The organism is Chamaesiphon polymorphus CCALA 037 (assembly GCF_003003845.1).
Classification (GTDB): Bacteria; Cyanobacteriota; Cyanobacteriia; order Cyanobacteriales; family Chamaesiphonaceae; genus Chamaesiphon; species Chamaesiphon polymorphus.
Genome location: NZ_PVWO01000013.1, coordinates 1 through 20,469, shown reverse-complemented (window position 1 = coordinate 20,469; position 20,469 = coordinate 1). Strand labels below are relative to the sequence as shown.

Sequence of the window (20,469 nt, the reverse complement as noted above, 5' to 3'; positions counted from 1 at the left end):
GCCAATTATGACTTTAAAAACTAAGTACCCCAAACTAGACACGCTCAGATTTCCCACATTAGATATTAATTACATCGAGCGGTTTGTTTTTTGCGACTCCAGTACTGTCAACATTCCACGGATTCGGGAATTAATGGAGCTAAGTATTGCCACAAATAAGCCATTTCACAACTTAGACTTTCACAAAGTTGAGATTTTCGATGAATACTCGATCGTCTCGGAGCGAGTACGCGGTGTAAGCAAAACAGTTTATAAAACTTCTTTAGATCGGGACTTTAGATACATCCTCACATACATCGACGGCGAACTAGTTGAGGTTAATTCCCTCGAACTAGAGAAGATTATTTTCCGCAATATGACTCCATGTACGTTTGCTTTTTGCGGCAGTGATTATGTAAACACTACTCCTTTCTGGATCGATGTAGATGAGATCGTTGGCGTAATGGAGCAATCAGGAGAATTTTTACGCATAGAGCCAGAAGCTGTCGAGTACATCCGCCAGCATCCTGACGACCTAGTGCCCTATACAGTGGATGATGATGGTACGATCGACATCCCCGAACGAAATCTTTTCCTTGTAAACTACACACCAGCAATGTATGCAGAACTCGTCGGAAGATCGAGCGAGCCAGCAGGAGTTAATTATCCGGTATATGAATTACTGTCACTTGAAGCATAGATAACAATTCTAGCAGCTCAAATTAAATATCTAAATATAGAGAAAAATCATGGACGGAATTCAGGCTAAAGCAGAATCAGCATTTCAAGGCATGACAGCTAAGGAGATTTCTAAACCTGTTGAAGATTTCGCCGAAGGTATCGGCAAGATTGGGGGGAATATCGTCGGGGCGGCAGCGGCACTATTGTTATCAAAAGAATCTAATAAAGAGGAACAAACATCAGCAGATATAGCAGCAAAACTAAAGCAGAAGACCAAAGATTTAGATCGAGCTGGCAAGGACTTAATCGAACTGCCTACGAAGTCAGTGCAACTAACCATTGAGATTATCAAGTTATCCAAGCAATTTGTTTTAGCGAAGAGCAAGGATTCTTTCAAGGACTTCAAATCTAGATTAAGCGATACATTGGGATCGATTAAGCGATTTATGTTCGATCGGTCTAAGGGCAAAGTAAATATTAAAGAAGAAGTTCGAGGTAGTAGTGCAGAACAAGCCAAGAAACTAATCGATTTACTCAAGACTCCTGAAGGAGAAAACGCTCCTCATGATTTCTATAACGTCACTATTGCCTCAGAGGGAGTGAAATTATTAGAAGTTAAAGACGGCAAGGTCGAGATGAATGCCATTGCCGAACACATGGATTCGGCGGTAATTGAAGCCGCCATCAATCGCGATACCATCCCTGCGGTATTAAATCCCAATTTGACAAAGATCACCAGCGAATCGCTAACAGGCCGCATCCTCGCCCAACAGCAATCCGAGGTCGTTAATGGCGATTTAATTGGAGAGCTGCCAACTGCGGTAGTTTTAGAATCAGCCCAGACAAACGTAGCGCAATCTAATACAGAGAGCGTTAACGATCCCCTAGCCAATAATCGGCAGCGGCTGGAGCAACTAGTGCGGTTGCACGAGATCGGCAAAACCGACAAAAACAACTTTGTCATCGGCAACGGGAAGAACCAGGTAACGATCCGAGCCACAGCAGATCTTGGCAATAGTACAAAATACACAGTTACTAGAGCTGGAGCGGAGCCATTTACGTTCATTGCCAATGAAGACGGGGAAGTTACCGTTCACGATGTTAATATCGAGTCGATCGACGATGTACTCGATTCTGCCGAACTAGGTTTTAACGGACAGTTTGGCAGTGAATTTACTCCTAGAGCCAAGTCGGTATCTAAACCAATAACACAATTAAGTAATCTAGCAAACGCAGTCAAAAATCTGCCAGAGGGACAAAAATCTTTCGAGTTTGGCGATAAGTCTTATCAGCTTGTCAAAGATGCTAAAGCTACCACGATTAGCAATGACAACGGCAAGTTAACGATCGACGTAGATGGCAAAGTATCTGCCACAGGAACGATTTTATCTGAGTTAACCACTGGGGGCAAGACCTCCAATTCAATGCAAATTATCGCTAAAATTCGAGCTGATGGTGATGAAGTGGAACGCTTGCTATCGAGCGAGCGAGGAGCTGCCAACGCGGGTGACGTGGAACTTGCGACAGGGGTTGCCAAGCAAGCTAAAGCAGGATTTGCCCAGGTTAATTCGGCTGTGGGCGAATTGAAAAATATCGCTACTCGCGAAGTAGTTAAGACTCCCACGGTAATAGCGGCTGATGAGGTTCTCGAAACTCAAAAACAGGAATTATCCACAGCCACACAGGTTCGAGCAGAGAAAGTTCTCAGCTTGGCCGATCTAAACGATTTACCGGATGAGAACGAGAACCAAGCTCTTGCGAAAACGGGTCTGCTAGCGCAGTTGAATGACGACTCAGAGGCTACCAAGTTGGTAGAAATCGAACGAGAGTTAGCAATTGCCGAGGAAGAATCGCTGCAACAATAGGTTATTTTAATCAGCCTAAAGACCGAGCAACGATGGGAATTAAGAAGCATAAAACCACCATACATATCCGATGAGTCTAGCCGCCACCCTCGCCAATCGTCCCCTAGTAGGGATTGAGATTGGAGCGATCGAACAACAAAACAGTATCTTAAAATTGCAAGTAGTTGCCGAACAAATGCAGCGACCCATTCAATGTTGGAGTTCGATTGCTTCAGGATGGCACTCGATCGATCGGATCTTAAATGAATGGGCGGACGATCTCGATCTTGGCTTTGAGATCTTACGTCACTTAGCTCCACAAGCTTTACAGTCGGGTATTTCAGTCTACATCGATTTATTTACCGCGATCGCCTCGCTCGATCGACCCTCACAAGTTCGAGCGCATCAGGCGATTCTCAACCTGTTTTTTCATCTTCAACGTGACAACGAGCGGCGGATCGTGTTTCTGGAAACAGGCGAGATTCCCAAGCAGTTCGTCCAATCGATTTACAGTTACGATTTTCCTTTGCCTACGCCAGCAGAAGTACGGGATCTAATTGCGGCAGCACAATTGCCAGCAGACAATCCTAAATTTTTAAATATCTTGTCTGGCTTAACTTTAGAAGAAATTCGGATTGCGTTAAAACCAATTGAATTAGGGATGGATCTCGACACGGCAGCAGATCGGTTATTGGATTACAAGTACGAGTTATTCGCTACTTACGGACTAGAATTTATTGGCGAAACCGCTACCAAAGATATCGGTGGCTTAGATATCGTCAAAGAGGCATTAGTCGGCGTACAGAAATCATTTGCACCAGAAGCTCGTGCTTATAATATTCCGATTCCTCGCGGTTGGTTGATGGTGGGGGTGCCTGGAGCGGGGAAAACCTATTTTGCTAAGGTTTGCGCTCAAAAACTCGGATTTCCACTAATTAATATCGGTATAGACGTAGCTAAATCTGGTGGCGTAGCTAAATTTAAACGGTTGCTCAAACGTATCGATGCTTGCGAACCATGTCTGCCTTACTTTGATGAGTTCGACAAATTTTTCATGGGTGAAAACGCTGGTGAGTTTCTGGGTATAATTCTCACTTGGCTGAATGAAAAGACCAGTCAAACATTCGTACTTGCCACATTAAACAGACTGGAAAATCTTCCTCCCGAACTTACTCGTGCGGGTCGTTTCGACCGCACTTTTTATGTTGACTTTCCCAAAGCCGCCGAACGCAAGGAAATTTTACAATTGCACTTGGCACGGTTTGATTCTGCTTATAAAACAGGGCACGGAAGATTGACCGATCGGGAGTGGTTTAGCATCCTAGAGCGTACCGAAAAATGTACTGGTGCCGAACTCGCACAAATGGCCATCGAAGCTGCCACCTACCAATTCTATCGCCTTGAAGCTGGGGAGGCGATAGAACTATCGGCTGAAGATATTTTAGCCGCGAGAACCCGCATCAGAACGCTCTATAGCCGTAACCCTGAAGGGATTATGGCGATTGAGAATAGGGCTAAAGCTTTTACCGAAGCTTCGAGTTCGGATCTGCCCAATCCATTTGACTTACCAGAAGAACCACTATATTCACTCAACTGTAATTAACCATGAATCAGCAGATCGATCGGCAGCCAAAAAAGCCCGGATACAGTCAATTTTACTGGATATTCTTCCTGGTTTTTCCCTTTATGATGCAAGGTTTTAAGACAGAAGAAATTGCTGGAAATTCACCGATTATTTTACCGATTGAAGCACAATTAATTAATGGTGATAAAGCGGTGGATTTAGAGGTGGCGCGAACGAAACTGGATATCGCTCGTGGGCTGACCTTTCGAGAAAGTAAGGATATGGCAGACGATCGCGGAATGTTATATGCTGGCGATTTCACGTCAGATACAGCATTTAGTGGCAAGGATAATAAGTTTGCAACGGATATCTTATTTCTCAATGGTAATCGGGTCGCTTATATCGATCGTGTCGAAGCTTGCGACAAGCAAAGATGTTTAGAACATCGCACCAATCAACCATACGATCGAGTAGTTGAAGTCAAAGCTGGAATCGCCAATAAGCTCAAGATTGCAGTTGGCTCGACTGTGGAAATTCGCTTTATCCCCAGGAGATAATCGATGACAGATTTAACTCGTTACAGCCTATTCGCTCAAAAAGTTCGGATCGATCCGAAAACCAAACAACCCGCCGAGCGCAAGATTCCTGGTGAAACATTACTAGATTTCTTTATCCCTGGAGAGCTGTTATATTTAGCCCAAAATGATGACTTTACAACTCAAGCAGAGATTATTAGTAACGCTCCTGCCGGAACGCAACTAATTTTAGTCGATCGCGACGATCTCATCTACGGTTCGCCAGAAGCTGCCCAAAAACTCAAGCAAGTACTGCCGATCGATTATTTAGCTGGAGCTTACGCTAGCATCTTCAAAGGTGGTTGCGAACCACTCAAAGCGGATCGTCCGTTAAAGATTGCAGTAGTCGATTTTGCCAACGGTTACGACAGTGGTAACGCTAATATTCCCGCTGAAATCTCACGCCAATTCGTTCATGATTCTTGTGGGGCGATCGATAAAAATTTATTGAAGAAGCTAACAGGTAAAAGTAAAGCAATCCAATTTCGGATGGGGGTCAAAAGTGCTAAAGCTACCACATTTGCCAAAGGATTCTTAAATACGATCGATCTACCTCAGTTATTTCCGGCTGGCGACGCTCCAGACATGATTCTATCGCTCGATAGCTTCAAGGGGCAAAAGCCCGTGCCTGGAATGTATGAATATCGACCGGAAGAATTATTCTTCGGCATCAAGAACGACAGCCAAAATACTAAGTCAGCGATTAGTGAAGTATTATCGATTTATCCTCAAGCAGCGCATGACGTATTGCCTGTCGTTCGAGCAGAAGCTCAAGTTCTTGCCGCTCACAGTCAAAATCTAGTATTGGCTGCTGCATGGGCATTAAATGACTATTACATGGAGAATGAAGCTCAGCCTGACGAGTTTAACACCATCAATTTGATGGATATGGCATTGAGTACGGGGCGGTACGATTTGCTTAACTCCGTCCAAGTTAAAGACTGGTTGGGAGACAGGTTGAGTGCATCCTGGCGCAATCTCTCATTTGCCGATACTCGGCGATTGAACGGTGACAATGCGACGGTTCTTCCGGCATGGGATCTCAGATATGGAGAGATTGCCGTACCTTGGCTCAAGGATGGTGAAGAATTTGTATTTTTTCGCTCTCCAGTAGTCAATCGCAACGGGCTAGTCACGCTCAAAAATAACCTGAAAGCTTGGGAAAGTTTACAAAAATTGGGAGCCGATCCCGATATCATGTATGTCAATATTCAGACACTCGAACGAATCGAGACAGAAGACTCAGACACCTACGATGCGCTGATCGAGGAATATGGCACAGCCGAACGCCTTAAAGCAGAATTTCAGACGTTAATGGAAGCCACTCAGATGGACTATGACGGAGATACTGGCAATGCCATTTCGCGCACGATCGTCCCAAATTTATATGCGGCAGTGCAAGCAAACGAACATCCAGATGCCAAACTACCTAACTTTGAAAAACGGGCAAAAAATCTGCCGACAGAGATGACTTTACCGGAGGTGGCAGTTCACATTCGTCCGCCTTACGTCAATTTAGTTTATAGCCAGAAAGCACGGCTACACTTATCCAGTTCGGAGATCGATCTGGCGGTCGATAGTGGCGATGCGGAGTTAATCGATCGACTGGCAATCGAGTATTTGGAGAAGACAAATCGGGCTTTATTTGCAGTAGTTAAAGATAACTTTACTGGGATGGGAATAGATGGAGAGTTTCATCCAGTAGCTTTACCCAGTCCGATTAAAGATGCAGCTCAAGTTTTTAGCGATTCTTTTGATGAGAAGTGGACGATTGCGGCTTATGAAAGTAGTGGATACCATCGGTCTTTATTCAAGATGATGGATTTTCAGAAGTCCCTGGCTCGATTCCGCGATAACTACGAGCGGTTGGAATTCACCACTCCCGATGGGAAGGTCAAAACCAAGTTGCCCGAAAAGCTATTGACTGCGATCGATGATTTCAACCGAATTTATTTACCAAATTTTATCAAAAAATACCCCGAACTCTCTGGCGAATTAGCAGAAGTTATCGATCGGTATCAAAAGCTCTCGCGGTCGATCGAGCAGGTTATCGATACTAGCCTTCCAATTCAATTTACCGAAACTCGCGAACGGTTCGATCCGCCAACGAAAAGCTTTATCGAATATAAAGATAGCGAGTCAGTTAAGTTAAATCGTTTAGCTGCCGATCCAGAACTATCTAGTATCGATCGATTGATATTGTATCAAACTGTATTAGATGAGGCGATTGTGATTACGAGTCAACTCAATCAAGATGCTGTTGATGTTTTTAAGTCGGCAAATCAGATCGAAGTGGAATTGAGTTCGGCAATTGCTACTAACTTTAGCCGTGATAAATACGCTTCAGTATCTGGAAAATCTAAATCGCTTGCTTATAATAACAACTTCAAGCCCAGACCGACTGGCTTTAGTTTGCCAGAGATTTTACAAGATTCGTGCAATCAAAATTATCAACCGCTCGTTGGCGTAGCCTCTCGGAACGAGAATCGCGAGACTATTTCTACTAATGCCAACCTAACTGGAGCATTTAAAGATATTCCTGTTTCCGATCGAGCATTGGCAATTGCAGGTTTTTATATCAATGACGATCAGGAGGCAATCGACAAATATGCAGAATACAATCGCATCGCTAAATTAGCAGGTCAGAAGCGAACTTATCTTGAAATCAAATATGCAGGGACGAAAATCGATATTTTCGACTTAGAGATCGGCGGTATCAACGCACTTAAAAATGCTGAATTTGGTGAATTTAGATTAAATTTACGCGATGGGACTGCGACTTACATCGAGCGAAATATTAATGGTCAATTTGTGACACAACATGATGTCGGCTCGTTAGATCGCGAGTGGTGCAAAGCTTTTGTCCAAAAGTGTGGAGAGGAGACGATCGAATTTGAGGCTGTAGATTTCCAAGCAGGAGTAGCTAAAGGTTTAATCGATTTTGTGAAAGTTGGTGATGCGAAAGCAGCGATTCAACGCGAACGTAAAGCCGCAGTGGTAAAAATGCATCAAGCATTCGAGCGAGCTGAAATCGGCCAAACAGAGAGTTTAGCTGCAATTGCGAAGGTAACTGGGAATGCTAACCCAGCATTGCTGTTAGCCGCATATCCGCAAAGTTTGGTCGAACGAGTTAAGGTCGCCGCCGATGAATCGCTCGTTCTCGACAAAAGTGCCGCCGAATTACTCGAATCATTGGGTACGGAACGAGTCAAATTTAATGTTGATGACAAGGGTGTTTTAAACCTGACCGCACCCGATGGTAACAGTCATAAGATTGAATTTGCATCGAACATACATCGTCAGGCTTATCGACAGTTTGGTAACTTTGCAGATAAAGCGAAGGCGGGGATGTATTCTGTTTTACCAGCAGGATTACTGGGTGAAGGCCGTTTGCAAAAAGAGACTGTCAACTTGTCGATCCAATTGAATAATAACAAGCGCATTCTTGCGGTTAATTTGACAACATCTGGTAAGTCTGTAGAAATTTCCCAAGACTTGACACTTGAGAAAGTTACTAGCACACCCTATCAAATCGATATCAAAGGATTAAAGTGTCCGGTGGTTTATACTAGCGATGGAGCGAACGAACTATTCGATCGCTCCATCGGTGACGATGCAGTTGGAAATCTACAATTTAGTGAATTTCGGGTAAACCCTCGCTCGCTCACAAATCAGAAGCCATCATTCTCAGCAGTTCTCGAAGACAGCGGACGAGAGTATTATTTAACTGGAGTAATGCCGGATAGCGATGCAGCAGGAGAGCCAATCGATTACAGTAAAGTTCTATCTGGTTATGTGGCATTTAAGAATATCGATCGTCAAATAATTAAAACAGACCCAGTAACGATCGGATACGAACTATATCAAAATGTCGATGGCAATCGATGCAAATTAGGGGATATCACCGCTCGTTCTGTTACTACCGCCCAATTGACTGGTGACGAGCAAATTTTGGCTATTTCACCCAATCATCACTATCGACTAGATATTCCCGATCCTCAGAGAGTTACAAATGCTGCTGTGTGGAAGATTCGGGCGGAATCTAAATCATACGAGCCAACTATTTATCAACGGGAGCCGAGTGAGACGGATACTCAAAACGCTAAGATCAGGTCGCAGATTTTGAATCGATCGAGCAATAATTCAATTTTAATGACTGAGATCGTACAACCAGTTATTAAAAATGAGGGAGTCGATTTCAAGAATTTTTACCAAATCGATCTGCCAGTTAGTGGTGCTGGTGAAATCAAAGAATACCTGAACAAACAGAAGATTCCATATCAGTCTTATCTCGATACTCATCCTGCTTATGTTGAGGAATATCGGCGCGGTTATGAGGTATTAGTCGTAGATCCAGTCGAGCTAGAGCAAAAGAAAGGCTCAAAAGTCGATAAACTAGACCGCTTTATCTCTAAATTTGGCAAGCCGCTCGAACCAGATGCTTATCAGCAAGCGTTAAGCGATGCTAGAGTAGTGCGTCCAGTCATCGGGCAGGATTTACGGAAACTTGGCGATTGGCTCGCTCAAGCCGATCTTGTCAGCACTGAGTTACCTGCAATCGATGTCGATAAGCTGGGTTCGGTGCCTTCATTTCTTAGAGGTATTCAAGCAGAAGTACGATCTCGGTTTGGCGCGAGGATGGGCGTTACTGAAGATGGTAAACACGCAGTATTCTCATTTGGAGTCGATTATCTTCGCCAACAGTTTAATAACGCTCTGGGCGATACTCTAACTAATGTTGAATATACCTCCAAGCAGCGGCAACGTCCGGTTTATGCCGCAGTTATTCCGACAGCAGAATTAGAGAGTTACGTGCGCGAGCATTACCATCAACTCAGCTATAATTTCGATCGCGAAACAGGTAATACGATTAATCCTGTACTCAAGACTTTTAATGTCGATCGACTCGATAAATTACCCGCACGGGCGGCAATAGATGTGGCAATGGGATTTAGTGCCAATAAATTCATTGGCAAGTCACTAGCAGAAGCTACAACACGCACCGATTTATACGTTGAAGCCTACGGTAGAAATGCTAATTCTCCAAGCTACACGTCCTCAGATGTGGTGATGGTAACGGGGAACCGTTTTGTCAACAAGCAGATCGGTCGAGAAGTCATGGGTAAATTCTTTCAAGCAGAATATTTGCCCTTACTTAAATCGGCTCGGAAGGCTGGGGCAACAATTGTTGTAGGTAATGGCAATAGTATCGATGCACTTACCAAACAATATTTACGTGACTCAGGTTATGCGATTTTGGATCATCCCAGTGGCTATGCGGAAGCAGTTCCTCAAGGACGCGCTGTAGAACGCCAACAGCAGTTAAAACAGACTATGGAAGTAACTCCATCCCCAGCAGCAGTAATGGAGCCGGAAGCTAAAAAGAAGCGCATTACAAAGGCTAAATCGCCTAAGACGGCTAAATCTGTCAAACTCGATCTGGCAGCGAAGATCGATGAAGTCAATAAAACTCAGAGTCAAATAGCAAGTACTAACGAGCAAGAAGAGATCGAGATTGTAGCAGAATCAGCACTAAAAGTAGAACCAACCAAGAAAACATTAAAAAGCCTGTGCGAACCGCTAGAAGCTGAAAAGTTAGATGATTACGTGCGATCGGACAAACAAGAGGCACTAGTAATCTAATATGTCATTACATTTTGTAGGTAGTGTGAGAAATCAAGCTGGAAAAAGTTGGTTCATTCGTGCAGCGATCGAGTATTTACGACAAAAATCGCCAGTAGTAATGCTCGATGCTAGTGCCGATAAGTCAGTAGGAGAAATTTATAATCCAAGCCTCAATCGCAATTTCAATCTTAGATTCGATTGTCATAGTATCGAGGCAGATCGCCTGATCGAAATTTCAGACTGTGGAGTTACCGCAATTATTAAAATTCCAGCTTATGATAATTTGCACTTTGAGAATTGGATTGAGAATATCGAGATCGACAGGCTGGACATACCAATCTATTATTGGCATATTAATAGCGGGTACGATCGATTATCCACTAAGATTATCAAAGTATTCAGCACTCATTTTTTCATAGTTGATAATGAATATTACCTTAACAGCTTAAATGGAGACAAGTATGAATATCGAGACATTAAAAGGTTGTCCATGCAAAAATTTGGGATTTCACCAAAAGATACTAGAGAGATCGAACTCACAAAAAAGAGTTTATTAGACCTAACTTTAGATATGCCTACAATATCTCGCACCCGAATTTATCGTTTTCTTCACACAACTTTTATTAGCATAGAAGAATCGATCGCGCCAGAAATTAAAGTACATTAGCACTTATTAAATTATGTTATCACCAAATAAAAGATGAACTTGACACCAACTTATAGTTTGAGCTTGTAATACACGTACTGGACATTCGATCCAAGCAAGATGATGAAATGAAACAACAGAAATTTCTCAATAAAACTAGCGACAATATCGAATTCACAACTGATGGTCGGACTTCTACTAAGGTAAAGGACGTGTTGGCAGAGGGGGTTCAGAAACGTTCTGAAAGAGTCAAGAAAGCAACAGCAATAATCGATGACTTGAGAAGTAGCAACAAACAGATTAAGATTCGCCAATTAGAACATAAGGCTTGTCGAGCAGCGCGAACGCGGAAGCATCAATTACTAGGTGAAGCAGTCGATCGATTGCTCGATCTAGGTGCGATCGATGGAGATAAAATTATTCAGGAATTAGACAGTCGATTAATTAATTCGATCGATCGACAACTATTTAATCTATCATCTAGAGGGAAAAGCAGAATTTAGACAAAATAGTAGGCTGAGGCTAAAAACTTTTCGATCGATACTAGTTACGGATTCGCAACGGCGATCGCTTGAAGGAATTCAGCATCGATCCCTTATCCACGAGGGCGTTCGAGGAGATCTTTACCTTTGGCGACCTGAGCGATTTCTAGAATTAACGCTGTCAATTCTTTCTCTCGAACACGTTTGGCTAGAGCCGATCTAAACTCTTCATTGGTCATAATTATGGATTCTATCGATAAAAAAATCTGTCACTTAGCGGAGAGTTTGCTAGTGAAAGGTGAGTTTCTGAGCTGGCGACGATTTAATCTTCCAGCGTTCTCTATTCCAGATCTTAAAATTGCCTCTATCTGCAATCAGCAAAGCAATCGGATCGTTGTCGAGAAGATTATTGCTACCAGTATTGTAGATTCGCACCAAGGACGGGACGCTAGCACAACATATCTTGTGGAGGTTCTAGCCGCAGTATCTATTGTCTCCTCTGTCGAAGAAAATGAATTAACGATCGTTACTAGTGGCAATATTAATAGCTACGAACAGCCCTTTACATTTACTATTCGTCACCACTCTGATGGCTTGTTTGTGCTGTTAGATGTCGCATTCTAACCAGGGACTAGCGCGGCATGACAAATTAGCCGATCGGACACTCAAATAAGTGAGCTATCCTTTTAGTGGTACGCCAAAAAAAAGACAATGATGGGGTTTGGTGGATAGACTATGAGAATATCATCGATACATAGCAGTTTTCGAGCTATCCTTTTAGTGGTACACCAAAAATTAGCGGATCTGAGTAAAAGTTTATCGACCGATAGCTATCCTTGCTGTATCAAAAAAAGGGTAGTCTAGAACTTACGCCAGTCAATAATTAAAGTTGGAGTATTGTTGTTGATAGAGGTTTCAACATGTGGCTAGAGTATGGCATCGATCCAGATGGGGAAATGATTTACATTGAGTCCCGCCGACGGGGAAAGACCGATCTCAAGTGTCCTTACTGTGGTGGAGCCTTAACCGCAAAAAAAGGAGCCGTTAAGAATCATCATTTTGCCCACACTGATGAAACCTGCCGAGCGGTTAGCAGCGGTAGAGATATCGCTATCCCGTTTTTGGCTGGATTCGATCGTCACTTGTCTAGTTCGGAACTGGCTGTTTTAATTCACCTTCACAAAACTGGCAGATTAACCGGAGATTTCAAAAATAAATTAGTCCGAAAAGATTTTATTTTCCAGAATGCTAATTATCGCTGGAAGTTAGACAATCTTGGCGAAATAGCCTGTGGGGTTATGCCCCTAGATCGGTTCAGTAATTATCAGAGTTTAGCAATTGTCGCAAAATTAGACAATTTAAAAACAAGACTTACTGAGGCTAATACGGAGAATTCTATCGACTTACCGGATTTATTAACAGATCTGAAATTATATAAAAATCACGTCAAGCGGATATTATCCCAAACTCTTTACTATTTGAAAATAGTTAGCGATTTCACCACCATTTATAAAATCGGTGTGACTACTCGCGATATCGCAGAGCGAATAGATGAGATTGCATCAGAGCTAAGAGAGGCTTTGGGTTCGGCAGTGACCATCGAGACGATCGGATTGTGGGAAAATCATGGTGGATTGGAGCGGTATTTCATTTACAAATATCAAAGATATCGTTATCAATATATTAAATTTAAAGAATATTTTGAGTTTCCAATTAATATTGCTCCTGCTATACTCAGAGATTTGAGAAGATTAAGCACGAGGATTTTTAGAAAAAAAGAGCGAGATATACTCGACAGTATTCCTAGTAAAATCTAAACAGAAGTTGAGTTAAAAATTGAGATTAAGCGACAAAAAGCTATTGCAGAAGCAAACCGCCAGCAACGCTCATTCGCAATCAAAACAGGGATGCAGAGAGCTAAAAATTGGGGCGGTCATGTTGGTAGACCTATAGGTAGTACGACAACAGATGATGATTTTCTAGCTAAACCATCGTCGATCGCGATCGACGATGCCTTAACACGAGGTTTATCGATCCGTGCAACTGCCAAAGAAGTTGGCATATCGCCCGCTACCGTGCAAAAGGTGAAGGCAGCATTGAAGAAAAAGGATATTTAACAAGCTTTTTGAGATAACCTTTTTTTAGTACGTCAGCGAACAGCATTTTTGCCCGAAACTTGCCTCAAATCGGTCGAGATCGGTGTACTAAAAAAAGGAATCGACAAGAAGTACTCTTAGACTGAATTAAAGACGAGGGTTTTGCAGAAGTACATCGATTGGGAGTTTATGATGGTGGTAGCTGCAAAAACGGAAATGTATAGAGTTTTAGACAACGATCTTGCGACCGAAGTAGGCGAAAATAGCCCAACGCGCCAAAAATGTACAAGTAACTATAGGTACCTCGATCTGGCTTTACAGCCAGATCGCGATCGAAGGGGCTTTGCCCCCACCAACCGATTACGACGACAGAAAACAGAAAATTGCATTACAGAGTATCGATCCGATGAAGCGATTCAATCACCTCTTCAACCTCTTCATCATCAACACATTGCTCGATTTGGTCTTTAAACCACTCCAATTCCTCAGCTTCGGAATTTTGGACATGATGAACTAATAGCACCCCTGCGACACGGGCGAGTGTCACTGGTGCCGGATCGATGTGGCTGAGTAAATCTCTAGCATCTTGGCACAACTCCTCGATCGTTTCCCGATCTAGAGGCTGTCCTAACTGAATCGAGAGTTGATAAAGATTTTCCTGAACAGATGGATCTTCATTACTGGGTAGAGGATTAATCATAAGATCGTCATATTTATCAGCTTTCGTGTTGAAGAATTACTTAGCAATCAAATTTATCATAGCTTGTTTAATAATTTATCGAGCCAGCTTTTTTGAAAGGTTGAGAATATATATGCCAATTTTCTTTATTAAAAGGCGATCGCCATTTATCGATTAAAGCTAATTCCATTGCTTGTCTAGCCTTTCTATTTGTTGGAGTATTCCACCAAAACCCAATATTGACAGCTACTTCTAATTTATGATGGTGATGGAGTGCTAGGTAGTTGTCCGTATAATCTCGGCACGAATGATTCATCCAGCGTTTCTTGGGTGTCTGCTGTGTTTCCCCAATATATAGCAGTAAAGGTTGCATCAAATCTACAACAAAATAGAGACAGTTTTCCTGACCATCTTCAGGCAACCGATAAAACTCGAATGGCTGATATAGTAAGCCAAACGGATCGACACTATTGGGGTCAAATAGGTTCGATGATAGATCGAACAAACTCGTTTGTTGAGGTGGAGGATTATCCCAAGTTTGTTGCTGATAAGTGACGATCTGCGATTTCCAGCTTACAAGAAAATCTTTAGACATTAAAACCGGACGAGTGATTGTCGCTCTGTTAATTTCATTCGCTGTAAACAGAGATAGTTGCTGGGTCATTGTGCTTGCGCTGATGAGGGCATTGGGAGGAGTCTCCCAACGCGATCGAATCTACCAGCTCAGCAACTCCCGATCTACCTCCCGATACAAATCCCAACAAATCCGCTCGAAAAAAGGTATCCACTCTTGACTAGCCGTGGAGCGATCGATCGTCTCGATCATACCCGCTCTCTGACAGCGGTAGAATTTAGAGCTTGTAGGCAGAACGATCTCGATTAATACGATCGGAGTCTCGATCGCTCCTTCAGGATTGATGTCCCTCCTGATGCCAAATGCGCTCGTAGGCGGCAAATAAGTAATAACGATGACATCACGATAGTAACGGGGATCGCTTTTAAACTCTGTCAGATATCTTGTTTTGTTGCGCTGCCCGAACATCGAGGCTTGCATATCGCCTTACGACGATCGCTTATTACTGAATTGCCTTCATCAGTGTAGAAGGAATTAGAATGTCTGAAATCGGCAAAAGGTAGGAATGTAATACCATTTCAGGTATTATCGGGGAAAGCTAATAAGTAGCTAACCCCCGAATTTCTGAAATGACAACCTTCCCTATCGTGCTGATTCCGCGCAGTCTCGAACGGGCGAAGGCGGCTCAACCGCCAACGCCAGTGTTCTCTGCAATTCAACCAGTCTCCCCCGCACCTCCCCAGGTACGAACGATCCCTCCAACTCCAAAGAGATTTAATCGCGGAGTGCTTCTGTTCGATTTTGCTATCAGTATTCCGTTGAGCCTTTTAATCGCCCACGTAATAACCATTCCTGTTATGGGCGTGTTGTCATTTCTGCTGGCTGGAATAGGTTTATATGTGGGATATAAAGTTATGAGCTACCCCCGCCGGAAAAGAGAGCATAGCAATCAAATCAAACAAATTGAAGAATCAAACGATCGAGAGCAGAAAAGATACGATGATGATATAAGTAATTACCCGACTAGGGAGAGGCAATACAAACAAGCCCGACAAGAACACGATCGCAGAATCACCGAGATTTTAAAGCCAGAAAATGTGAGACAATTTCAACTCAACCTGATCGAACGAGAAATACAAAACACTCGTCCGCATGACTTAGAGGATAGCAAGGCACAGAGAGGTTTTTGCGAACCGATGTTTGGTAGATCTCTTCTCAGTTATTTTTCTAGCTCAAAGATAAAAACTGGCTTGGGATTGAATATTAGTGATTATCCCTATCCATATTCTCCAGATTTTGCATATATCGATCTAGTTTCTGGGCTTCGGATTGATATTGAAATAGATGAACCGTACGCCTTTAATAGCAGAGAACCCACACATTATCGAGGAATGTGGAGAGATAATAATCGAAATGATGCTTTCTTGTCGAGGGGGTGGATTGTAATTCGATTTGCTGAGGAACAAGTTGCCAAACAACCTGATGAATGCTGCAAGGTTATTGCAAAAGTAGTTTATGAGTGGGCTAACGATCCTACTTTTATAAATCGAACCGAACGTTTCGGAGAACTTCAACCTATCCACCACTGGTCAGAGGAGGAAGCGAAAGAAATGGCAATAAATGATTATCGAAGTAAATACAGTTCTGTTTGTGAAAACGATTTTCGGCGAAATAGATAAAAATAATATTTAACTCTTATTACAAACATGGCAAAACTCATCCCTACTTTCAATAGCTGCGCTTCCAATATGACAGGCGGAGAAAAGCGGCTGGGGCAGAGCTTAGAAGATAATTTAGAGGATGACTACACGATTTGGTATGACGTGCCCGTCGGGAAGAAGAACCTCCGCCCCGATTTTACGCTCCTTCATCCCCAGCGAGGATTGCTGGTGCTGGAAGTCAAGGACTGGAAGATAGACACTATTCAGGAAGCGGATCGTAAATCCTTCACGATCGTTACTGATGATGGGGTTAAATCGGTTATCAATCCCCTCGAACAGGCTCGAAAGTATGTCTTAGCAATCAAACAGTTACTCTGCCAAGACCGAGATTTAGTACAACCTGATGGTAAGTATGCAGGGCAGCTAATCTGTCCCTACGGATATGGATTAGTGCTGGCTAACATCACCCGAAAGGTTTTTGCTCAAAGCGAACTAGACTCGATTCTCGGCGAGTACTTAGTCATTTGTCAGGATGAGATTAAACCTAAAGACCCGATCGAATTACAGGAAAAATTATGGGGGATGTATCCCTACACCTTCGATCGCGCGGTCACTCCTCAACAAGTTGCTCGAATTCGGTGGCTGCTGTTCCCCAACTGTCGCCTGCCATCGAAACAGCTCGCGTTATTCCTCGCCGAACACCCAATCGCTGACCCCGACACTGATGTCGAGCTAGATAAACCCGTTACTCCGATCGAGATTCCCACCGACCTAATTCAAATCTTCGACCTTCAGCAGGAGACACTAGCACGGAGCTTGGGCGATGGGCATCGGGTGATTCATGGGGTGGCTGGCTCTGGCAAAACGATGATTTTGCTTTACCGTTGCAACTATCTAGCGTCACTCGCTCCCGAACGACCGATTTTGATAATTTGTTTTAACATCGCGCTAGCATCCAGGCTCAGAGAAGCGATCGCCTCATCAAATCTCGATAACATCGTTCACGTTCGCCATTTTCATGGCTGGTGTACAGACCAACTCCGCCGCCACCGCGTAACGTTCCCAACACAATCGGATACTTATATCGCAGACCTCGAACGCACGGTTAGAGAAGCGATTGCAGACGATCGAATTCCAGCGGGACAGTACAGTAGCATCCTCATCGATGAGGGGCATGACTTCGAGCCAGAGTGGTTTACTATGCTCGTCCATGTCCTTGACGAGCAAAATTCACTGCTACTGCTCTACGATGACGCTCAAAACTTATATGGTGGGCAGCAAAAACGTAAAAAGTTCTCATTCAAGAGCGTCGGAGTCGAAGCGCGGGGGCGGACATCCATCCTTAAAACAAACTATCGCAACACGATCGAAGTACTTAACCTAGCCTATGAGTTCGCCAAGGATATCATGCAGCCTAGCAATGCTAGCGATGACGAGCAACCGTTGGTTCAACCTCTGAGCGCGGGGCGACGGGGCATTCCCCCTCAACTAACTCGCTGTGACAGCTTTCAAGCAGAAGTCAAATTGGCGATCGCCACAGTCAAACAGTTTCAGACCGAAGGTGTGCCCCTAAATGAAATTGGTATTTTCCACGGATTGAGATTTATGGGGGAGGAAATTTATACTCAACTTCAATCTGCTGGCATCCCGATCGAGTGGTTGAATAAAGACCCAGACAGCCGCTTCTATAAACCCAAGGTCGAAAGTGTCAAACTGATGACGCTGCATTCGTGTAAGGGCTTAGAGTTTGCCCACGTCGTCATTCCAGGGCTGGGATATTTACCACGTCAGAATAGCATCCCAGCGGATGATGCGCGACTGTTGTATGTGGCGATGACTCGATCGACTCACCGTTTGATGATGAGTTACGTTCAAGAATCAGATTTTGTGAAACGGTTGCGATCGATCGTTTCTTAGAAAATAACCCCTGGCACAAATCTGTGGGCATCCGATTAAATTTCAACGACATCGACAAAATCACATTCATCGCAGCAAATCTGCCCCATTTCATCTTCACCGAGATTGATGCACCCACACACAGGGCAACAAATTTCGATCGATTCAGGAAGAAATTGCTCTTTAATCGTTGAATCTTGGACTACTGTAGAGTCTTGAGCGAGTTGTGAATTGCGCGAAGGTATTCTACTCATAGATTTTGCGATTCCCTCCGAGACGCTTTGCGAACGGGGCATCAGAGGATTTACATTGTCTATGATACCAACACAGATCTAGATACTTATGGCGACTACCGGAAAACTCGAACTTACTATCAAGATTAGCGAACTACCAGAAGTCAAGGTTGTTGAGAACGGCTTGCAGTATTTTGAGCTGGACTGCAATGGGCGGATCTTCTCTGTGACTGTCAAACCCAAAGTTTGGAAGAATTTCACAGATGCTCAGGTGAACTTTCCGATAACGTAGGTGCGATTGCAGGACAACTCGGTACAATGACCTCAGATGGCTTCATTCTAGACCAACCGAACATTCAAGTATTCGAGAAGAAACCTCAACCTGAAGCGACTCTGGCTGAACCATAACTCGATCGAGCGATTAATACAGTTGAGCCAGATCGTATTTAGCAAAAGCCAATGTTTACTACTTAGTATTAGTGGCTGGAGCCAAATGGAGCGAATCATCACTCTGTTTTCAGACTACGATCGATTCCTGAGCTAAAAATCCCCGTTTTCTCATAAAATGCAAGCAATTAAATTAGGACAAATCGTTCGAGTCAGATCTCGCCAGTACTTGGTGGAGGAAGTTACTCATCCTCCTCTCCCAGATGGCGATACTTTAGTGCGACTGTCTTGTGTGGAAGATGATGCTCAGGGGCAACAACTGGAAGTCTTTTGGGAACGAGAAATAGATGCCAAAATTCTGGGTGGGGCGAACTGGGAGACAATCTTACATCGAGGATTCGACGATCCGCGCTACTTTTCGGCTTATCTCCACACCTTGCGCTGGAACTGCGTTACGTCTACAAATCCTAAGTTATTTCAAGCTCCCTATCGAGCGGGAATTGAGGTTAAGACTTACCAGCTAGAGCCATTGCGGAAGGCTTTGGAAATGCCGCGAGTGTCGCTGTTTATTGCTGATGATGTTGGTTTGGGGAAAACGATCGAGGCTGGTTTGATTCTCCGCGAAATGCTGATCCGGCAGAAGATTCGGCGGGTGGTAATTTCCTGTCCGCCTTCGGTAGTCAGACAGTGGCAAGAGGAAATGGAGAGTAGATTTGGGTTGATTTTCCAAGTCTTCGATCGCGAGTTCGTAGCGGCGAAACGACGAGAGCGGGGCTATGGGGTGAATCCTTGGACTACTCATACTCGGTTTATTATTTCTCACGCGCTGCTGCGGGATGAAAGTTATGCGGCATCCTTGCGGGACTGGCTGGGAGATTTATCGCCATCGCCAGGGGCGATGTTAATTTTGGATGAAGCGCATAATGCGGCACCTGCGAGTAGTGCGAGATATGCGCTCGATTCTCAATTGACTAAAAGTGTGCGGGAGTTAGCACCTAAGTTTGAACACAAATTATTTCTCTCGGCTACTCCGCATAATGGGCATTCCAATAGTTTTGCAGCTTTATTGGAAATGCTCGATCCACAACGGTTTTGTCGCGGCGTTCCGGTTAAAAGTCAAAAAATCCTCGATCGCGTGATGGTACGGCGACTCAAACGAGATTTAAGAGAATTGGGAGACAGAGATTTTCCCGAACGTCAAGTGATTCCCCTGCGGGTATCAGGTTTACCCAGCGATGCGCCCGAACTCGTACTCGCCCAATTACTCCAAGAATATCGCCAGTTACGGGAAGAAAGTCTCAAAGAGACATCGAAGACTAAGCAAACTGCGGCAATGTTGGTGATTATTTGTCTCCAGAAGCGGCTGTTGTCATCGATCGAAGCTTTTAGTCGCACCCTCAAGGTACATCGTCAGACGATAGAGAAACAAGCAAGTAAGGTGGTAACAGCTAGTAAATTTCCCCTATTACAGGAGTCTACGAGTAGCGATGACGATCGCGCCGAACTCCCAGAGCTAGAGATCGAAAGCTGTCTCTTATACACATCTC

General features: G+C 43.8%; 19 protein-coding genes. 14 read left to right on the top strand and 5 right to left on the bottom strand.

The window, feature by feature from the left end:
* The first annotated feature begins 7 nt into the window (after positions 1-7).
* The 7 genes from C7B77_RS02090 (at position 8) to C7B77_RS02060 (ending at position 11,417) form a co-directional block, all read left to right on the top strand.
* The gene (locus C7B77_RS02090) at positions 8-679 is read left to right on the top strand and encodes a hypothetical protein (protein ID WP_106299845.1); all 672 of its coding nucleotides are present in this window, start codon (positions 8-10) and stop codon (positions 677-679) included.
* A 49-nt stretch (positions 680-728) separates the two neighbouring features.
* Entirely contained in the window at positions 729-2,525 is a 1,797-nt protein-coding gene (locus tag C7B77_RS02085) for a hypothetical protein (protein WP_106299843.1), read from the top strand.
* A 70-nt stretch (positions 2,526-2,595) separates the two neighbouring features.
* Positions 2,596-4,107 carry an AAA family ATPase gene (locus C7B77_RS02080; RefSeq protein WP_106299841.1) on the top strand — a complete coding sequence of 504 codons (1,512 nt, stop codon included), beginning with the start codon at positions 2,596-2,598 and terminating at the stop codon, positions 4,105-4,107.
* A 2-nt stretch (positions 4,108-4,109) separates the two neighbouring features.
* Entirely contained in the window at positions 4,110-4,625 is a 516-nt protein-coding gene (locus C7B77_RS02075; protein WP_106299839.1) for a DUF192 domain-containing protein, read from the top strand.
* Positions 4,626-4,628: 3 nt separating this feature from the next.
* Positions 4,629-10,286 carry a hypothetical protein gene (locus tag C7B77_RS02070; RefSeq protein WP_106299838.1) on the top strand — a complete coding sequence of 1,886 codons (5,658 nt, stop codon included), beginning with the start codon at positions 4,629-4,631 and terminating at the stop codon, positions 10,284-10,286.
* Between the two features lies 1 nt (position 10,287).
* On the top strand, positions 10,288-10,935 hold the full coding sequence (locus C7B77_RS02065) for a hypothetical protein (protein WP_106299836.1): 648 nt from the start codon (positions 10,288-10,290) through the stop codon (positions 10,933-10,935).
* Positions 10,936-11,042: 107 nt separating this feature from the next.
* Positions 11,043-11,417 carry a hypothetical protein gene (locus C7B77_RS02060; protein ID WP_106299834.1) on the top strand — a complete coding sequence of 125 codons (375 nt, stop codon included), beginning with the start codon at positions 11,043-11,045 and terminating at the stop codon, positions 11,415-11,417.
* Positions 11,418-11,509: 92 nt separating this feature from the next.
* Here the strand turns inward: C7B77_RS02060 and C7B77_RS31295 are convergent, their stop codons facing one another.
* On the bottom strand, positions 11,510-11,635 hold the full coding sequence (locus C7B77_RS31295) for a hypothetical protein (protein WP_281261324.1): 126 nt from the start codon (positions 11,633-11,635) through the stop codon (positions 11,510-11,512).
* 4 nt (positions 11,636-11,639) lie between these two features.
* Between C7B77_RS31295 and C7B77_RS02055 the strand changes: the two genes are divergently transcribed.
* From C7B77_RS02055 to C7B77_RS02045, 3 genes are all read left to right on the top strand, one after another.
* On the top strand, positions 11,640-12,020 hold the full coding sequence (locus tag C7B77_RS02055) for a hypothetical protein (protein ID WP_106299832.1): 381 nt from the start codon (positions 11,640-11,642) through the stop codon (positions 12,018-12,020).
* A gap of 296 nt (positions 12,021-12,316) precedes the next feature.
* Complete coding sequence (locus C7B77_RS02050) at positions 12,317-13,213, top strand: competence protein CoiA family protein (protein ID WP_106299830.1); 897 nt, start codon at positions 12,317-12,319, stop codon at positions 13,211-13,213.
* Between the two features lie 90 nt (positions 13,214-13,303).
* Positions 13,304-13,513, top strand: a complete 210-nt coding sequence (locus C7B77_RS02045) for a hypothetical protein (RefSeq protein WP_106299828.1) — start codon at positions 13,304-13,306, stop codon at positions 13,511-13,513.
* A gap of 367 nt (positions 13,514-13,880) precedes the next feature.
* Here the strand turns inward: C7B77_RS02045 and C7B77_RS02040 are convergent, their stop codons facing one another.
* The 3 genes from C7B77_RS02040 to C7B77_RS02030 form a co-directional block, all read right to left on the bottom strand.
* Complete coding sequence (locus C7B77_RS02040) at positions 13,881-14,192, bottom strand: hypothetical protein (RefSeq protein ID WP_106299826.1); 312 nt, start codon at positions 14,190-14,192, stop codon at positions 13,881-13,883.
* A 67-nt stretch (positions 14,193-14,259) separates the two neighbouring features.
* A complete protein-coding gene (locus C7B77_RS02035; protein WP_106299824.1) occupies positions 14,260-14,835 on the bottom strand; it encodes a hypothetical protein in 576 nt (191 codons plus the stop codon).
* A gap of 51 nt (positions 14,836-14,886) precedes the next feature.
* Entirely contained in the window at positions 14,887-15,225 is a 339-nt protein-coding gene (locus tag C7B77_RS02030; protein ID WP_106299822.1) for a hypothetical protein, read from the bottom strand.
* Positions 15,226-15,374: 149 nt separating this feature from the next.
* Between C7B77_RS02030 and C7B77_RS02025 the strand changes: the two genes are divergently transcribed.
* Together C7B77_RS02025 and C7B77_RS02020 are read left to right on the top strand one after the other, a co-directional pair.
* A complete protein-coding gene (locus tag C7B77_RS02025) occupies positions 15,375-16,424 on the top strand; it encodes a PDDEXK family nuclease (RefSeq protein WP_146138148.1) in 1,050 nt (349 codons plus the stop codon).
* Between the two features lie 27 nt (positions 16,425-16,451).
* Complete coding sequence (locus tag C7B77_RS02020) at positions 16,452-18,323, top strand: 3'-5' exonuclease (protein ID WP_106299818.1); 1,872 nt, start codon at positions 16,452-16,454, stop codon at positions 18,321-18,323.
* Between the two features lie 35 nt (positions 18,324-18,358).
* On the opposite strand, the gene C7B77_RS02015 is transcribed toward C7B77_RS02020, so the two are convergent.
* On the bottom strand, positions 18,359-18,556 hold the full coding sequence (locus C7B77_RS02015) for a hypothetical protein (RefSeq protein WP_106299861.1): 198 nt from the start codon (positions 18,554-18,556) through the stop codon (positions 18,359-18,361).
* A gap of 88 nt (positions 18,557-18,644) precedes the next feature.
* Between C7B77_RS02015 and C7B77_RS30955 the strand changes: the two genes are divergently transcribed.
* Both C7B77_RS30955 and drmD read left to right on the top strand, forming a co-directional pair.
* The gene (locus C7B77_RS30955; protein WP_245894001.1) at positions 18,645-18,827 is read left to right on the top strand and encodes a hypothetical protein; all 183 of its coding nucleotides are present in this window, start codon (positions 18,645-18,647) and stop codon (positions 18,825-18,827) included.
* Between the two features lie 273 nt (positions 18,828-19,100).
* Positions 19,101-20,469: DISARM system SNF2-like helicase DrmD (gene drmD / locus C7B77_RS02005; RefSeq protein ID WP_146138147.1), on the top strand; the 1,369-nt coding region annotated here is incomplete at its 3' end.